This is a genomic window from Pseudomonas sp. ok272 (genome assembly GCF_900109995.1).
In the GTDB taxonomy this organism is placed as follows: Bacteria; Pseudomonadota; Gammaproteobacteria; order Pseudomonadales; family Pseudomonadaceae; genus Aquipseudomonas.
The window spans coordinates 176,202-192,569 of record NZ_FOCB01000007.1; the positions used below are offsets into that span (position 1 = coordinate 176,202).

The window sequence follows — 16,368 nt, forward strand, 5'->3', positions numbered from 1 at the left end:
ATGGAGGGTAAATAGGCCGTATTCAGCCTCGATTAAGCCGGTCGTTGCTATCATCGCGGCACATTTGGCCTCAGCACGTTGCCGCCCATGTCCATTTTGCCCCACGCCCAGGCGCCAAAGCCCCTGCCCGACAGCTTTTTCAACCGCGATGCGCAACTGCTGGCGGGCGAGCTGCTGGGCAAAGTCATCCGCCATCGCGTCGGTGATCTCTGGCTGTCGGCGCGAATTATCGAAACCGAAGCCTATTACTGCGATGAAAAAGGCAGCCACGCGTCGCTCGGCTACACAGAAAAGCGTAAAGCTTTGTTTCTGGATGGTGGCCACATCTATATGTATTACGCTCGCGGTGGCGACTCGCTGAACTTCAGCGCCCAGGGACCTGGCAACGCGGTGTTGATCAAATCCGCCTATCCCTGGGTCGATGAGTTCTGCGGCCCGGCGAGCCTGGCGCAGATGCTGCTCAATAACCCGGATGTCCACGGTCGGCCTCGTCCGTCGCAAAAACTCTGCGCCGGCCAGACCCTGCTGTGCAAGGCGCTGGGCCTGAAGGTGGCGAACTGGGACGCCAAACGCTTTGATCATGAGATGCTGTTCGTCGAAGATGTCGGCCGGCCACCTGCCCACATTATCCAGACCACCCGCCTGGGTATCCCCCAAGGACGTGACGAGCACCTGATGTATCGCTTCGTAGACAGTGCCTATGCACCCTATTGCACCCGCAACCCGTTGCGCCGCGGCCAGGTCGAAGGCCGTGACTATGTACTGATCTGAGTCCCTGTGGACGCTATGCCAGGAACAACCTGTGTGGGCGCGAGCCTGCCCTGACGCCTGGCGCACACTGTGGGAGCACGCCTGCTCCCTCAGTTCATCTATTGATCTGTTGGAGTTGTACCTATGGGCCCATGGCTCGATAGCCTGACCGTCTGGTTGACGGCAAACCCGCAATGGCTGGCGGCCGCGGTCTTCATCGTGGCCTGCATCGAATGCCTGGCCATCGTCGGCTTGATCGTGCCCGGCACGGTGCTGCTGTTTGCCGTCGCAGTATTGGCGGGCAGCGGCGCCCTGTCGCTGGGGGAAACCCTGTTGCTGGGGTTCCTCGGTGGCGTGTTGGGGGACGTGGTGTCCTATTTCATGGGCCGGCACTTCCACCAGAACATCCGCCGCCTGCCAGGCTTGCGCCATCACCCGGAGTGGATCAACGGCGCCGAGACGTACTTCCAGCGCTATGGCATCGCCAGCCTGTTGGTCGGACGCTTCATCGGACCGTTGCGGCCGATGCTGCCGATGGTGGCCGGGATGTTCGACATGCCGTTTCCACGGTTCTTTGCGGTCAGCCTGCTGGCCGGTGCCGGTTGGTCGGTGGCGTACTTGCTGCCGGGTTGGGCGACCGGCGCGGCGATTCGCCTACCGTTGCCGGAAGGTTTCTGGCCCCAGACCGGGTTGGTCGCCGGTAGCGTCGCCGTGCTGGTGGGCCTGGGCATCAACGGCACCGTGCGCGGTCATCGCCAAGCTACGGCGATGATTGCCGGCCTCGGCGCGGTGATACTGGGCGGGCTGTTCATTGGCTACCCACACCTGCACGCCCTCGACCAGGGCCTGATGGCGCTGATCCAGGAACACCGCAGTGCGCAGATGGACACCTGGGCGGTGATGGCCACCCAAGCGGGTGAGTTCCGTAACATGCTGGTGATCAGCGCGACCCTGATCCTCCTGCTGCTGATTGCCAAGCAGTGGCGCCTGATGTTCTTTGTCGGCGGCGCGTTGCTGTCCACCGCGCTGATCAACACCGCCAGCAAGTACGTCATCGCTCGAATGCGCCCCGACGTGCTGGCCGATCCACTGACCAGCTACAGCATGCCCAGTGGCCACGCTTCCGGTGCGTTTGCGCTGTTCCTGGCGTTGGCGGTGCTGGCCGGGCGCGGCCAGCCCGCACGGATGCGCCTGACCTGGTTGCTCCTGGGCAGCCTGCCGGCCGGTGCCATTGCGCTGTCGCGGGTTTACCTCGGGGTGCACTGGCCGACCGACATCATCGCCGGCACCGTGCTGGCCGCGTGCGTTTGTGCCGCCAGCCTGTACATCATGCAACTCAAGGCGCCGCTGCCCCCGCTCCCCGCAAAAACCTGGTGGTTGATCATCCCGGTACTGCTGGGATTGTTCGGCTTCTACATGCTGCACCACCTGCCCCAGGCCATCGAGCGGTACGCCTACTAGTGTCCTGTCTCGGAAATAAGCTGTTCCCTTTTGACGGCACCTGTCGCCGCCATGCTGCGTTGCCACTCCTCGCCATAGCCCTGCTATGACTCGTCGCGGCGCCTTGCCTGGCAGCAACAGATGCTCGTCAAAAAGGTAACGTATTTCCAAGACAGGACACTAGGGCTGACCGATCAGGACCAGACTGCGCCATCGCCCCCTTCCAGGCTGATGGCGTAGTAATAGCGGTCGCACGTATTGGGTCACTAGTCCTTGCGAACCTGTGCCGCCTGCATGCCTTTTTGCCCCCTTTCAGCGACAAAAGACACTTTATCCCCCTCCTTCAGGCTCTTGAATCCATCAGACTCAATGGCCTTGAAGTGTACAAACAGATCATCGCTGCCGTCGGCCGGCGTGATAAACCCAAAGCCCTTCTCATCGTTGAACCACTTAACGGTCCCCTGCTTTCTATCGGACATTTTTTCGATTCCCGCTTGCTCAATAACTCAGGACCGCGAGCCATACCAGCCACTCGCGCCCTTGCCGGTGCCACCCCGCAAGCGTAAGCCCTGCCAATACAGTCAACAACTGTTAGACCTATCAGCACCTTAGAGCAATTGGAGATAACAGAAACAACCAAAACAACTAAGCCCGACCCTGCGCGACACATGATATATACGGCGCCCAGGCTCCCACCGGTAATTTTACCGATCATCCCAGTCGGGCAACTCAACAAGCCTGAGGATAAATGTTGCAACTTCCCCGTTAAAGGCGTCATGCCCGGTAAAATTGGGATTGATATCAACCAAAATGTGTTTGAACTCTAGCAACTTCGAGGAGGGAAGTATGTCTTTGTCGCGAAAGTTCGTACGGGTCACATACACGCCTGACAGCCGTTCTTCACTCACCAGAACGACCGAAGCATGACCCGCCTTCAAGTCTTCAAACCCCAGCCGCTCGCCGGCTATTCCAACCAGCGAAAAAAGTGCCGCGGTGGCGCCGTTATCGACCTTCATATAGCGAATACCCGGGTCCATCCGCAAGCGCCAACCGTCATACTTGCCAGGCAGCTTTGCATACAGTTCATAGCGTCGATCGCCGACCGCGATGAACATGAAGATCAGGGGCTCGTCATCTTCATGAGCCGCAACGGTCACAAACCGCGGCTCCTCCCGATCCCGCAGGTCCGCTTCAACCTGCAAACGTTCCTTCATCGTGATGCGCTTGTCGAGCAGTCGCTGCTCCAGGTGCTGTTGGTTCAACACCAACGGGTACCCGTTTACAAACAATTGAGCCGCAAAATCAAACTCCGCTAGTTCAGCCGACATAACACCGCCTTAATATCCATATCAATGTAGCTCGCCTTCGAGGCACAGCCGGCACACCGGAGTGCCGACCGCCTGACAAAAAAGCTCGATATTACTCTGGGTTTTTAGCGCGTTTTCGCTTGCGGCGCTGGAGGATCATTTCATCGGCATAATAAGCGGCGGCCTCGATAATGTCCTTGGCACCGATATCGTTCGAGGCGTGTTTCAAAATGAACTTCCCTGAAATGTCATCCCAATAGGCATATTCATCTTCATAAATAGTCATAACGCATCCTTTAACAATTAAAAAGCCCGCTCCATGCGGGCCATTTAAAAATAGGGCACTGCCAGGACAAAGACAACCTGCGAACAACCCTCACTCAATACAAATTATAACTACGAAAATAGTTCGCCCTGCAGCTCATCCAATAACACTTGGATGGCATCCAAACGCTGTTGCGGCTCATCGAGTCGTAACAAACTGATTTTTTGCACTTCGTCAAATGGCAACAAGTACGCCAGTTGATTGGCCAGCGATTGCTGGCCCGTGGCTTCGGTGCCCATGTTCAATGCTTCGACCATCGGATGCTCGGCCAAGGCCTTGAGCAAGGCGACCAGGTCAGCGTCTTCGTCCTGCAGGGGTTGCTCGGGCAACTCGTCCAGCCATTGCACCTGCGCCACCGTCAACTGATCGCGCTGCACCTCGCTGCCGAGCACCTTGAAGCGCCGCCCACCCTGGACACGGATGCCCAGCAGGCCGTTATCTTGCTGCTTGAAGTCGGTGATGTGGGCTTCACAGCCAATCAACGCGAAACCTTGCGGGGCGAGCCCCGTTTCTTCGCCCGCCAGCAGGCACACCACACCAAAGCCCGCCCCCTGTTTCATGCAGCGGCCGATCATGTCCAGGTAGCGCGCCTCGAAGATCTGCAGGTCGAGGATGCAGCCAGGAAACAGCACGGTATTGAGTGGGAACAGCGCCAAGTTCATAGACATATCCTTAAACCACCATCGACACCGCCAACGGCAGCAGCACCGCCGTGGCCACGCCCATCAAGCTCATCGCCAACGCGGCAAACGCGCCGCACTCTTCGTTCTCCTGCAACGCCACCGAGGTGCCTACCGCGTGGGCCGTCATGCCCAGCGCCATGCCTCGCGCCTCTGGGCTGTGAACCCCCAGGCGGGTCAACAGCGCCGGACCGAAAATCGCGCCGATCACCCCCGTGATCAACACGAACACCGCCGCCAGTGCCGCCACGCCGCCGATCTGCTCGGCCACCAGCATGGCAATGGGCGACGTCACCGACTTGGGAGCCATGGTCATCAGGATCATGTGCTCGGCACCGAACCACCACCCCAGCAGCACACCCAGGCCGGTGGCCACCACGCCACCTATCACCAGCGTAGTAAACACCGGCCAGAACAGCTGGCGAATGCGGCGCAGGTTCAGGTACAGCGGCACCGCCAGCGCCACGGTCGCCGGGCCCAGCAGGATACTGAGGATCTCCGTGCTCTTGCGGTACTCGCCGTAGGTCACACCGCACAGCAGCAACACGCCGATCACCAGCAACATCGAGACCAACACCGGCTGGAGGAAGATCCAGCGGGTTTTCTCGAACGCCGCCAGCACCAGTTGATACGCCCCCAGGGTGATGCCAATGCCGAACAACGGGTGATGAATCACCGCCTCCAGCGCACCGTTGATGTCCAGCATCATGAGCGATCCCTCCGCTGGGCCTGGCGCTTGACCAGGCGTTGCATCAGCACCCCGGCAAATGCCATGGACAGCAAACACGACAACACCAGCGCCCCGACAATCGCCCAGAAATCGGCGGCGATGTCCTTCGCGTACACCATCACCCCCACCGCCGGCGGCACCAGCAGCAACGGCAGGTAGCGCAGCAGGCTACCGGCGGCCAGGTTCAGCGGCTCACCCACTTCACCGCGCACGATCAAGAACACCAGTAACAGCAGCAAACCGATAATCGGTCCCGGCAACACCGGCAACAGCAGGTGATTGAGCGCCGTGCCGAGCAATTGAAACAGCACCAGCCAGGTCAGGCCGCGTAACAACATCCCTTATCTCCCCATCAGCCCCCCCAAGCCAGGGGCCGAGCATTATAAGCATGCCAAGGCTATGGATCGGCATTCACCAAAAGCAGGGGCGATTGACCGGAGCAAATCGCCATGTTGATCTACAGTGGATCGCAAGGCGGCCAAATCCGCCGACTGACCAAGATAAAAACCGATGAACCCAAGGAGAGTCTCAATGCCCTTTGTTCCCGTTGCAGCGCTCAAAGATTATGTCGGCAAGGAACTCGGACGTTCCGACTGGCTCACCATCGACCAGGACCGCATCAACCTGTTCGCTGAAGCCACAGGCGACTATCAGTTCATCCACGTCGACCCGGTCAAGGCCGCACACACGCCGTTCGGCGGTACCATCGCCCACGGTTTCCTGTCGCTGTCGCTGATCCCCAAGCTGATGGAAGACATCCTCGTCCTGCCGCAAGGCCTGAAGATGGTGGTCAACTATGGTCTGGACAGCGTGCGCTTCATCCAGCCGGTGAAGGTCAATTCCCGGGTCCGGCTCAAGGTCGACATGAGCGAGGTCACGGAAAAGAAACCCGGCCAATGGCTGATCAAGGTCATCGCCACCCTGGAAATCGAAGGCCAGGAAAAACCGGCGTATATCGCCGAGCCCCTGTCGCTGGCGTTCGTGTAAACCCCGCCGGATGCGAAGCAGTTCCCACTGTTTCGCATCGCGTCTCTATTTATCAGGCACATAGCTGCGGCATACTCGGTCGCCTAATTGCCCGGAACCCGCTATGCGCTCACTTGCACCCCTTGCCCTGACCTTATTGCTCACCGCGTGTGGCGATGGCGAATCGCTGTTGCCGCCCGACGCACGCCTGCCCGATGGCGGGCGTTATCGCGGCGATCTGGTCAACGGCCTGTTGCAAGGCCAGGGCCGCATCGACTACCCGAACGGCAGTTGGTACGCCGGCCAGTTCGACAAGGGCCAATGGCATGGCCAAGGCGAATGGCACGGCAGCAATGGCGAGGTCTATCGCGGCGAGTTCCAACAAGGTCTGTTCCACGGCCAAGGCACCCTGACCACCCCCGACAGCAGCTACACCGGCGGCTTCAAGCTGGGCCGGCGCGATGGCGAGGGCACGCTCAAGGAAAACGGCATGACCTACCGCGGCGAGTTCAAGGCCGACCAGTATTCCGGCCTCGGCCGCCTGGAGCTTGAAGACGCCAGCCAGTACCAGGGCCAGTTCGCCCACGGCAAGCCCAACGGCGAAGGCCAGCGCAGCGATGCCAGCGGCAACCAGTTCACCGGCCACTTTATCGATGGCCAACTGGAAGGTCCCGGCACCTTCAACAGTGCCGAGGGCGATGTCTACCTCGGCGGCTTCAAACAGAATCAATTGCACGGCAAAGGCCGCTACGAGAACGGCGACGGTGACGTCTGGATCGGCGAGTTCAAGGAAGGCGCACTCACGGGCAAGGGCGAACTGATCGGCGCCGACAACAGTCACTACATCGGCCACTTCAACGACTGGCGCTTTAGCGGCGAAGGCCGCCTGAACCTGCCGGATGGCAGCTTCTACATCGGCCAGTTCGACAACGACAGCTATCAGGGCCACGGCACCCTCGTGCTGGCCGACGGCACGATCCATACCGGCGAGTGGGTCAATGGCCAGCGCGTGCGCGATGCCAACGGCAAGCTACTGCCCGACACCCTGGAACTGGGCCTGCTGGCCCAGGGGCGACTGCTTGAAGAGGCCCTGGCCGACGTGCCGCCCTCCACGCCAGCCATCGAGCTGTACACCCTGACCCTGGGGGGCGATGGCAAGCAGAGTGTGTTCCTGCGTGAGTCCGACTACGTGAGCAACATGCTCGCCAGTCGCTTCGGCGCCTACGGGCAGATCCGCCTGGTCAACCATCGCGACCACCTGGCTGATCGGCCAATGGCCACCCGCGAGAGCCTGCGCCGCGCCGCCCTGACCCTTGCCGAGCGCAGCGGCCCGGAAGACCTGCTGTTCATCTACCTGACCAGCCACGGCACCCAAGCCCACGAACTGGTGCTCGACGAACCGCGCATGGAGCTGGCCGACCTGCCCGCCGATGAACTGGCCGCCGTGCTGGCGCCGCTGAAAAATCGCGACAAAGTCATCGTCATCTCCGCCTGCTACTCCGGCGGGTTTATCCCGGCGCTCAAGGACGAACGCACGCTGATCATGACCGCTTCACGGGCCGATCGCGTGTCGTTCGGCTGTTCGGAGGAAGCGGACTTCACCTACTTCGGCGATGCACTGTTCGCCCAGGCCCTGAACCGCACCGACGATCTGGAACACGCCTTCAAGCTGGCCAAGGCCACCGTCGCCGAACGCGAACTGGCCGATAATTTCGATCCTTCCGAACCGCAGATATGGGCCCCCAAGGGCGTCATCGCGCACTGGCAGGCACTGCGCAGGCAGCAAGCACAAAAGGCACTGCAAAGTGCCGCACTGACCAGCAAGGCCGCCAAGAGCAACTAAGCTGAACAGTATCAAGGGGGAAACACTATGTACCTGACACCTCAGCATATCCTGCTCGCCGGAGCGACTGGACTGACGGGTGAGCATTTGCTCGATCGCCTGCTCAACGAGCCGACGGTCAACCGGGTACTCGCACCTTCACGCCGACCGCTGGCCGAACACCCGCACCTGGAAAACCCGGTGGGCGACCCGGCGGTGTTCCTGCCCCAACTCAGTGGCCGGGTCGATATCGCCTACTGCTGCCTGGGCACCACGATCAAGCAGGCCGGTTCCGAGCAAGCGTTTCGGGCGGTCGACCTGGACATGGTCGTGGCCTTTGCCAAGCGCGCACGGGAGCTGGGCGCACGGCACCTGATCGTGATCAGCGCCATCGGTGCCGACCCCAAGTCCTCGGTGTTCTACAACCGCGTCAAAGGTGAGATGGAACAGGCCCTGCGCGCCCAGGACTGGCCGCAACTGACCATCTGCCGGCCTTCGCTGCTGCTGGGCGATCGCCTTGAGCCGCGCCTGGGCGAGCAACTGGCCGGTCCCTTGTCCAAGCTGATCCCCGGCAAATACCGCGGCATCGAAGCCTGCCAACTGGCCCGCGCCATGTGGCGCCTGGCGCTGGAAGAGCAGGATGGGGTGCGGGTGGTCGAGTCCGATGAGCTGCGCAAGCTGGGCAAGTAGTCACGCGGCGCTTGTACTGCCGTCATCGCGAGCAGGCTCGCTCCCACAGGTTTTATTTGTGATCGCGGGCTGTCACTGTGGGAGCGAGACCGGCTTGCCGGCGAAGAGGCCACACCACCGCCCCAAAACCGAACGCTACAACCCACCCGTCGCCTGAAACCCGACGCCCAGTACTGTCAACACCGACAACGGCAACAACAGTGTGTCGAGCAAGGCGCTGGCCGGCAGGTCGAGGCCGGGGTAACTCGGCGCTTCGGCGCCGAAGTGGTCCTTGGCGCAGCAGCCACCGTCCAGCGCATACAAATCCAGGCGCATGCCCGAGTACACCACCGGCGCGCCCGGTTTGGCCGCGTCCAGGGTGCGCACGGTGGCGCAGCCGCCCAGTTGCAGGGCCAGCAGGATCGTCAGCAGCTTATTCATCATTGCTCAAATGGTGTTCGCCCCAGCGTGGCAGCATGTCCTGGGGGATGTTCAGCAGGTTGAGGATGCGCGCCACCACAAAGTCCACCAGGTCATCGATGGTCTGCGGCTGGTGATAGAAGCCAGGCGAGGCCGGCAGGATGGTCACGCCCATGTTCGACAACTTGAGCATGTGCTCCAGGTGAATGCTCGAATACGGCGCCTCGCGCGGCACCAGAATCAACTGCCGGCGCTCCTTGAGCGTGACATCGGCGGCGCGCTCGATCAGGTTGTTGCAGGCGCCCGTGGCAATCGCCGACAGGGTCCCGGTGGAGCACGGCACCACCACCATCGCCGCCGGTGCCCCGGAGCCCGAGGCCACCGGCGACATCCAGTCTTCGCGGCCATACACGTGAATCTGCCCCGCCGCGGCGCCGGTGTATTCGGTGAGGAACACTTGCATCATCTGCGGCTTGGGCGGCAGCGTGACGTCAGTCTCGGTGGCCATCACCAATTGCGCGGCCTTGGAGATCAGAAAGTGCACCTCGCGGTCTTCGCGCACCAGGCAGTCGAGCAGGCGCAAGCCGTACTGGGCGCCGGAAGCGCCGGTCATGGCCAGCGTGACGCGTTCCGGGCCGCTGTTCATTTCAGCGCCTCGGCCAGTTTACCGTGCAGGCCACCGAAGCCGCCGTTGCTCATGATCACCACGTGTGCGCCGGCCTGGGCCTGGCGCTTGACGCGCGCGATGATGTCGTCCAGCGAATCGCTGACCACCGACGGCACCGTGCACAGCGCCGACGTACCGACCAAGTCCCAGCCCAGGTTGGCCGGGCCGTACCAGATCACCTGATCGGCATCGACCACGCTCTGTGGCAAGCCGTCACGGTGAGCGCCGAGCTTCATCGAGTTGGAGCGCGGCTCGATGATGGCGATCAATGGCGCATCGCCAATGCGTTTGCGCAGGCCATCGAGAGTGGTGGCAATGGCGGTCGGGTGATGGGCAAAGTCGTCGTAAATGGTGACGCCGTTGACCTGGGCCACCACTTCCATGCGTCGTTTGACGCTCTTGAACGCGCTCAGGCCGGCAATGCCCATGGCCGGCGCCACACCCACATGGCGCGCCGCTGCCAGGGTCGCCAAGGCGTTGGCGACGTTGTGCTCGCCGGTCATGTCCCAGTCCACGATGCCCTGGACCACGCCTTCGAACATCACTTCAAACCGGGAGCCGTCTGCGCTGAGCAGCTTGACCTGCCACTGCCCGCCCACGCCGGTGGTTTGCACCGGGGTCCAGCAGCCCATCTCGATCACACGCTGCAACGCCGGCTCGGTGGTGGGGTGAATCACCAGGCCTTCACTCGGGATGGTGCGCACCAAATGGTGGAATTGCCGCTCGATGGCCGGTAGATCGGGGAAGATGTCCGCATGATCGAACTCAAGGTTATTGAGGATCGCGGTGCGCGGGCGGTAGTGCACGAACTTCGAGCGCTTGTCGAAGAACGCGCTGTCGTACTCGTCGGCTTCGATCACGAAGAACGGCGTGTCGCCCAGGCGCGCCGACACCGAGAAGTTCTGCGGTACACCGCCGATCAAAAAGCCCGGGCTCATGCCGGCATGTTCCAGCACCCAGGCCAGCATGCTGCTGGTGGTGGTCTTGCCGTGGGTGCCGGCAACCGCCAGCACCCAGCGGCCTTGCAGCACGTGGTCGGCCAGCCATTGCGGCCCGGAGACGTACGGCAGGCCTTTGTTCAACACGTATTCGACGGCCGGGTTGCCGCGGGACATGGCATTGCCAATCACCACCAGGTCCGGGGCCGGATCGAGCTGGGCCGGGTCGTAGCCTTGGGTCAGCTCAATGCCCTGGGCCTCTAACTGCGTGCTCATCGGCGGATAGACGTTGGCATCGGAGCCCGTCACGCGATGCCCCAGCTCTTTGGCCAGGACCGCCATCGACCCCATGAAAGTGCCACAGATACCCAGAATATGAATGTGCATAGTCGACCTCGTAAACATGGCCGCAGGGTAGCGTAGGGTGGGAAAAATCGCACCTGGTGTTTAAGCTCACAGGGGAGAACCGCCCACTGAGCGACTCAAAATCCAGAATCGCCCTACACCCTAGTTCAACACGATAATGCTGAATAATGGTTCGCCCTTATCCTCAACAACTCCCCGAGGACCACTCGTGAAAAAAACCACCCTTGACGTCAGCATCGGCGGTGCGGATAAAAATCCGAAAAAACTGACTGCCGGGCAGCGAAAATTTAACGGCCTCGTGAAAAAAATCGACAAACAGCGCCAGATCCTGCTGGCCTGGGAAGCCGCCACCCCGCTTTATACCGAGCGCTGGCACCGTGAGTTCCTGCCGCAACTCGATATCCTGCACCAACAGTCGATCGAGTTTGTGCAGGTACTCAGTGACCTGGGCGAACGAATCAAACTGTCGAAAACCGATCGCAAGACACTGACCCAGGAAATTTGCGGCCAAGCCTACGAGTTGATCGAGGCTGGCAACTGCAGCGATGCGGATCAAGCACGCTTGAAAGTGCTGTACCACCAACACAGCGGCCGTGACTTCGACACCGATGAAGCCGACGACAACGAGCTGTTCAACTTGGGCCTGCAAGAGATGTTCGGCGTCGACCTCGGCGACAATATTGGCCGGCTGTCACCCGAGGACATTGCGCAAAAAATAAGCGAGCGCTTTGACGCCGAACAACCCGAGTCACGCCAAAAGCCCGGCAAGAAAACCGCGCAACAACTGCGCCAGGAAACAGACGCCGCTCAGGCCAGTCAATCCGTACGCGAGGTGTACCGCAAACTGGCCAGCGCCCTGCACCCTGACCGAGAGCCCGACCCCGTCGAGCGCGAACGCAAAACCGCACTGATGCAACGCGTCAATCACGCCTATGGCAACCGCAATCTGCTTGAGCTGCTGCAACTGCAATTGGAACTGGAGCACATCAGCGCAGACACCCTCAACACGCTGGCCGCTGACCGGCTCAAACATTACAACCGGGTGCTGAGCGAGCAACTGCTAGAGCTACAACAGGAAGCCTTCGACCAGGAGCTGGCGTTCAAACAGCAATTCGACGTCGATCCATACATCAAGGTGGCCCCCCAGAACGTTGCCGGTATCTTTGAGTACCAACTTGAGCAGGTACTGCTCGAGATCCAGGACCGAACCCAGCTCTACGAAGAACTAAACGATCCCAAGGCCCTGAAGGCCTGGCTCAAGGGGCAACGCGATTACGACAAGGCGTTGGAAAGGGAGATGGCGAGGGGGTTCGATGAAGACATGTTCTTCGATGACTTCGACGACCCCTTCACGCGCTGAACCTCGCCCTCTCGATTCCCTCTAGCGGGCAATCCCATGCTTGCGCAGCTTTCTATAGAGGGTGTTGCGACTCACGCCCAACTGCTCGGCGGTGTGGGTCATGTGCCAGCGGGTTTGCGCCAGGGCATCGAGCAGTGCCAGGCGCTCGGCGTCATCCAGCGGGTGCTCCGAGGGCTCGTCGAGTTTCGTCGCCAGCGCCGGACGAGCCTGGCGGATCATCGCCGGCAAATCCTCGACACCAATCCGCCCGCCCTCACACAGCGCGGCCAGGGTGCGCAGCACCGTACGCAGTTGTCGCACGTTGCCCGGCCAGGGGAAATCGAGCAGGGCCTGGCGCGCGGGCGCGTCGATCACGACCGTCTCGCCGCCCGCCTCCTCGGCCAGTAGAAAGTCCAGCAACTGGGACTTGTCACTGCGCTCGCGCAACGCCGGCAAGGCGATCTCCAGGCCATTGAGCCGGTAGTACAAATCTTCGCGGAAGCTGCCGTCCTGCACCCGCTCCAGCAGGTCGCGGTGGGTGGCGCTGATGATGCGCACGTTGACCGCCTGGGGCTCGCCGCCAATGGGCACCACCAGGCGGTCCTCCAACACCCGCAACAAGCGGGTTTGCAAGGCCAGGGGCATGTCGCCGATTTCATCGAGAAACAGGGTGCCGCCATCGGCCTGCTGCAACTTGCCGCGCATGCCTTCCTTGCGTGCGCCGGTGAAACTGCCGCCGCGATAGCCGAACAGTTCGCTCTCGATCAGGCTTTCCGGGATCGCCGCGCAATTGAGGGCGACAAACGCCTGCTCGGCACGCTGGCTGGCGTGGTGGACCGCCTTGGCAAACGCTTCCTTGCCCGAGCCGGTTTCACCGTTGATCAGCAGCGGCACGTCGCGCTCAAACACCCGCAGGGCCTTGCGCATGTCCGCCTGCAGGCCCGCATCGCCCAGGCAAATGCCAGGCAGGCGTGACGGTTCGGCGCTCCGCGGCGCTTGCGCCACCGGCGTGGGCACGCTGCGCGGCTGGCCTCGCAGCAAGGCAAACAACACCCGTCCGTCGCGGGTGCGCAATGGCCAACTGGCGCTGGCATTGACGCTGGCCCGGCCCAGCAACTCGTCCAGCGAGCAATCAAAGAACGCCTCGACGGGCTTGCCCAGCAGCCCGCCACGAATATGCCCCAAGAGGTTCAACGCGCTCTGGTTGACCGCACTGATCCGCCCTTCGCCATCGAACGCCAGCAGCCCTTCGCTGAACAGCCCGACCGACTCGGCCTGCACGTGAAAGCGCAGCAGCCATTGATTGTCGAAGTAACGCAGGAAGTAGCAGCTCTCGATCATCTTCGCCGAGAGGTTGACCAGGGCCATGGTGTGGAACTGACTTTGCCGCGACACGTCATGGCGCGCCGAGGACACATCGAGCACCGCCAGCAACTCGCCATGGGGATCGAACACCGGGCTCGCCGAGCAGGTCAGCCCGGTGTGGCGACCGCGAAAGTGTTCGTCCTGGTGGATGGTCAGCGACTGGCGCTCCACCAGGCAGGTGCCGATGCCATTGGTGCCTTCGCAGGCCTCGCTCCAGTCGGCGCCGAGCCACAGCCCGGCGCGCTCGAAGATCTTGCGTTCGGTGGGCGCGGTGATGCAGTTGAGGATCACCCCGCGGGCGTCGGTCAGCAGCACCGCGTGGCCGGCCCCGGAGAGCTGCTGGTGCAGGCTGTTCATTTCGCCGCCGGCAATCTGCAGCACTTGCTGCAGGCGCTCGCGACTCTCCAGCACCCGGCCGTGTTCCAGCACGGTGGGCGCCATGGCCTGGGCCGGATCGAGGTGATAGTCCTCCAGGCAACGCAGCCAGGAGCGGGCAATCGACGGATCGCTGCCGGGGCCGTGCAGGTGCGCCTTGCCCTGGGTGACCGTGAGGACTTGCCGGGCATGGCGACTCAAATGGTTGTCGTGCATTTCTTATTGTTCTCCCCGGGGCTGATGGGCCTTGCATGAGGTGGCGCCCAGCATCCCCCAGCCCCGGATGTATTGCAATGCCAGCCTGACCCACCGGTCACCGGACGTGCCACAAGCGGTACAAAGTGTCACCAGGGGTTGTGCCGCAACTGCGACAGCCACGCGCATGGGCAGCGTTCAAGATCCCGCAAGCCGTTGATTTACTTGACCTGCAAAGCAGTGGCCCGACCTTTGCTCTAGGCTTATACAGGCGCTCACTGCGCGCACTCCCTTATAAGCACAAAAGCCAAGGAGACACTCATCATGCGTTACGCTCACCCAGGTACTGAAGGCGCTCTCGTTTCGTTCAAAGGCAAATACGGCAACTACATCAATGGCCAGTTTGCCGCGCCTGTCGATGGCCTCTATTTCACCAACACCTCGCCGGTCAACGGCCAGCCTATCGCCGAGTTCCCGCGCTCCAATGCCAAGGACATCGACAAAGCCCTCGATGCCGCCCACGCTGCTGCCGATGCCTGGGGCAGCACATCCGCCCAGGCGCGTTCGCTGGTCCTGCTGAAAATCGCCGACCGCATCGAACAGCACCTGGAAGTGCTGGCGATCACCGAGTCGTGGGACAACGGCAAGGCCGTGCGTGAAACCCTCAACGCCGACATCCCGCTGGCCGCCGACCACTTCCGCTACTTCGCCGGTTGCATCCGCGCCCAGGAAGGCAGCGCCGCCGAGATCGATGGCAACACCGTGGCCTATCACATCCATGAACCGCTGGGCGTGGTCGGGCAGATCATCCCGTGGAACTTCCCGATCCTGATGGCCGCCTGGAAACTCGCGCCGGCCCTGGCCGCCGGTAACTGCGTGGTGCTCAAGCCTGCCGAGCAAACCCCGCTGGGCATCACCGTGCTGATGGAACTGATCGGCGACCTGCTGCCGCCGGGCGTGCTGAACGTGGTGCACGGTTTTGGCAAGGAAGCCGGCGAAGCGCTGGCCACCAGCAAGCGCATCGCCAAGATTGCCTTCACCGGCTCCACGCCGGTCGGCTCGCACATCATGAAATGCGCGGCCGAGAACATCATCCCGTCCACGGTGGAACTGGGCGGCAAGTCGCCGAACATCTTCTTCGCCGACATCATGCAGGCCGAACCGACCTTCATCGAAAAAGCCGCGGAAGGCCTGGTACTGGCATTCTTCAACCAGGGCGAAGTGTGCACCTGCCCATCGCGCGCCCTGGTGCAAGAATCGATCTACGACGACTTCATGAAAGTGGTGATGAAGAAAGTCCTGTCGATCAAGCGTGGCGACCCACTGGACACCGACACCATGGTCGGCGCCCAGGCGTCCGAGCAGCAGTTCGACAAAATCCTCTCGTACCTGGAAATCGCCAAGGGCGAAGGCGCCGAGCTGCTGACCGGCGGCAAGGTGGAGAAGCTCGAAGGCAGCCTGGCGACCGGCTACTACATCCAGCCGACCCTGCTCAAGGGCACCAACAAGATGCGCGTGTTCCAGGAGGAAATCTTCGGCCCGGTGGTGAGCATCACCACCTTCAAGGACGAAGCCGAAGCCCTGGCGATTGCCAACGACACCGAATTCGGCCTCGGTGCGGGCCTGTGGACCCGCGACATCAACCGCGCCTACCGCATGGGCCGGGCGATCAAGGCCGGTCGCGTGTGGACCAACTGCTACCACCTGTACCCGGCCCACGCCGCGTTCGGTGGCTACAAGAAGTCGGGCGTCGGCCGTGAAACCCACAAGATGATGCTCGATCACTACCAGCAGACCAAGAACCTGCTGGTGAGCTACGACATCAATCCACTGGGCTTCTTCTGATCGATCCTCCCGGCGACCTCGGTCGCCGGGAGGTGCTTGGCGATCCGCTACCCACCGGTTCTTCCATCTCGAATTCGGCGCCCTGAAGGCGACCGGAGGCATGGCTGCAACCGCACGTATCCAAACGGTGGTGCACCCCGCGTGCGTACCGCGCTCGTGCTGTTAAAAC

The 16,368-nt window shown here is 61.9% G+C and carries 17 protein-coding genes; 7 read left to right on the top strand and 10 right to left on the bottom strand.

The genetic code is table 11. The features are described from left to right. The first annotated feature begins 87 nt into the window (after positions 1-87). Both BMW74_RS12805 and BMW74_RS12810 read left to right on the top strand, forming a co-directional pair. Entirely contained in the window at positions 88-771 is a 684-nt protein-coding gene (locus tag BMW74_RS12805; protein ID WP_093420125.1) for a DNA-3-methyladenine glycosylase, read from the top strand. Positions 772-894: 123 nt separating this feature from the next. Further along, positions 895-2,211, top strand: coding sequence for a bifunctional DedA family/phosphatase PAP2 family protein (locus tag BMW74_RS12810; RefSeq protein ID WP_093420130.1), 1,317 nt, complete (start codon positions 895-897; stop codon positions 2,209-2,211). A 245-nt stretch (positions 2,212-2,456) separates the two neighbouring features. Here the strand turns inward: BMW74_RS12810 and BMW74_RS12815 are convergent, their stop codons facing one another. From BMW74_RS12815 to BMW74_RS12835, 6 genes are all read right to left on the bottom strand, one after another. Then, the gene (locus BMW74_RS12815) at positions 2,457-2,669 is read right to left on the bottom strand and encodes a cold-shock protein (RefSeq protein ID WP_093420135.1); all 213 of its coding nucleotides are present in this window, start codon (positions 2,667-2,669) and stop codon (positions 2,457-2,459) included. A gap of 225 nt (positions 2,670-2,894) precedes the next feature. Then, complete coding sequence (locus BMW74_RS12820; RefSeq protein ID WP_093420140.1) at positions 2,895-3,518, bottom strand: hypothetical protein; 624 nt, start codon at positions 3,516-3,518, stop codon at positions 2,895-2,897. Positions 3,519-3,609: 91 nt separating this feature from the next. Continuing rightward, positions 3,610-3,783 carry a hypothetical protein gene (locus BMW74_RS25210; RefSeq protein WP_175479206.1) on the bottom strand — a complete coding sequence of 58 codons (174 nt, stop codon included), beginning with the start codon at positions 3,781-3,783 and terminating at the stop codon, positions 3,610-3,612. Between the two features lie 110 nt (positions 3,784-3,893). Further along, entirely contained in the window at positions 3,894-4,484 is a 591-nt protein-coding gene (locus BMW74_RS12825) for an LON peptidase substrate-binding domain-containing protein (protein WP_093420144.1), read from the bottom strand. Between the two features lie 10 nt (positions 4,485-4,494). Continuing rightward, entirely contained in the window at positions 4,495-5,211 is a 717-nt protein-coding gene (locus BMW74_RS12830; protein WP_093420149.1) for an LrgB family protein, read from the bottom strand. Further along, entirely contained in the window at positions 5,208-5,570 is a 363-nt protein-coding gene (locus BMW74_RS12835; RefSeq protein ID WP_093420154.1) for a CidA/LrgA family protein, read from the bottom strand. Before BMW74_RS12835 ends, BMW74_RS12830 begins: the two co-directional genes overlap by 4 nt. A gap of 193 nt (positions 5,571-5,763) precedes the next feature. On the opposite strand from BMW74_RS12835, the gene BMW74_RS12840 reads away from it, so the two are divergent. The 3 genes from BMW74_RS12840 (at position 5,764) to BMW74_RS12850 (ending at position 8,710) form a co-directional block, all read left to right on the top strand. Continuing rightward, positions 5,764-6,219, top strand: a complete 456-nt coding sequence (locus BMW74_RS12840) for a MaoC family dehydratase (protein WP_093420159.1) — start codon at positions 5,764-5,766, stop codon at positions 6,217-6,219. Positions 6,220-6,322: 103 nt separating this feature from the next. Further along, entirely contained in the window at positions 6,323-8,041 is a 1,719-nt protein-coding gene (locus BMW74_RS12845) for a C13 family peptidase (protein ID WP_093420164.1), read from the top strand. A 27-nt stretch (positions 8,042-8,068) separates the two neighbouring features. Beyond that, complete coding sequence (locus tag BMW74_RS12850) at positions 8,069-8,710, top strand: oxidoreductase (protein ID WP_093420242.1); 642 nt, start codon at positions 8,069-8,071, stop codon at positions 8,708-8,710. A 135-nt stretch (positions 8,711-8,845) separates the two neighbouring features. Here the strand turns inward: BMW74_RS12850 and BMW74_RS12855 are convergent, their stop codons facing one another. From BMW74_RS12855 to mpl, 3 genes are read right to left on the bottom strand one after another with little or no spacing between them, the layout of a single operon-like run. Then, complete coding sequence (locus tag BMW74_RS12855) at positions 8,846-9,130, bottom strand: YceK/YidQ family lipoprotein (RefSeq protein WP_093420247.1); 285 nt, start codon at positions 9,128-9,130, stop codon at positions 8,846-8,848. Beyond that, positions 9,123-9,755 (bottom strand): flavin prenyltransferase UbiX, encoded by a 633-nt coding sequence (gene ubiX, locus BMW74_RS12860; RefSeq protein ID WP_093420252.1) that lies wholly within the window; start codon positions 9,753-9,755, stop codon positions 9,123-9,125. Before ubiX ends, BMW74_RS12855 begins: the two co-directional genes overlap by 8 nt. Continuing rightward, positions 9,752-11,101, bottom strand: a complete 1,350-nt coding sequence (gene mpl, locus BMW74_RS12865) for a UDP-N-acetylmuramate:L-alanyl-gamma-D-glutamyl-meso-diaminopimelate ligase (protein WP_093420257.1) — start codon at positions 11,099-11,101, stop codon at positions 9,752-9,754. Before mpl ends, ubiX begins: the two co-directional genes overlap by 4 nt. A gap of 187 nt (positions 11,102-11,288) precedes the next feature. Between mpl and BMW74_RS12870 the strand changes: the two genes are divergently transcribed. After that, complete coding sequence (locus BMW74_RS12870) at positions 11,289-12,440, top strand: J domain-containing protein (RefSeq protein ID WP_093420262.1); 1,152 nt, start codon at positions 11,289-11,291, stop codon at positions 12,438-12,440. 21 nt (positions 12,441-12,461) lie between these two features. Here BMW74_RS12870 and BMW74_RS12875 read toward each other — a convergent pair whose 3' ends face one another. Further along, complete coding sequence (locus tag BMW74_RS12875; protein ID WP_093420268.1) at positions 12,462-14,375, bottom strand: sigma-54-dependent Fis family transcriptional regulator; 1,914 nt, start codon at positions 14,373-14,375, stop codon at positions 12,462-12,464. A gap of 303 nt (positions 14,376-14,678) precedes the next feature. Between BMW74_RS12875 and BMW74_RS12880 the strand changes: the two genes are divergently transcribed. Beyond that, positions 14,679-16,199 carry an acetaldehyde dehydrogenase ExaC gene (locus tag BMW74_RS12880; protein WP_093420272.1) on the top strand — a complete coding sequence of 507 codons (1,521 nt, stop codon included), beginning with the start codon at positions 14,679-14,681 and terminating at the stop codon, positions 16,197-16,199. Positions 16,200-16,368: the final 169 nt, after the last annotated feature.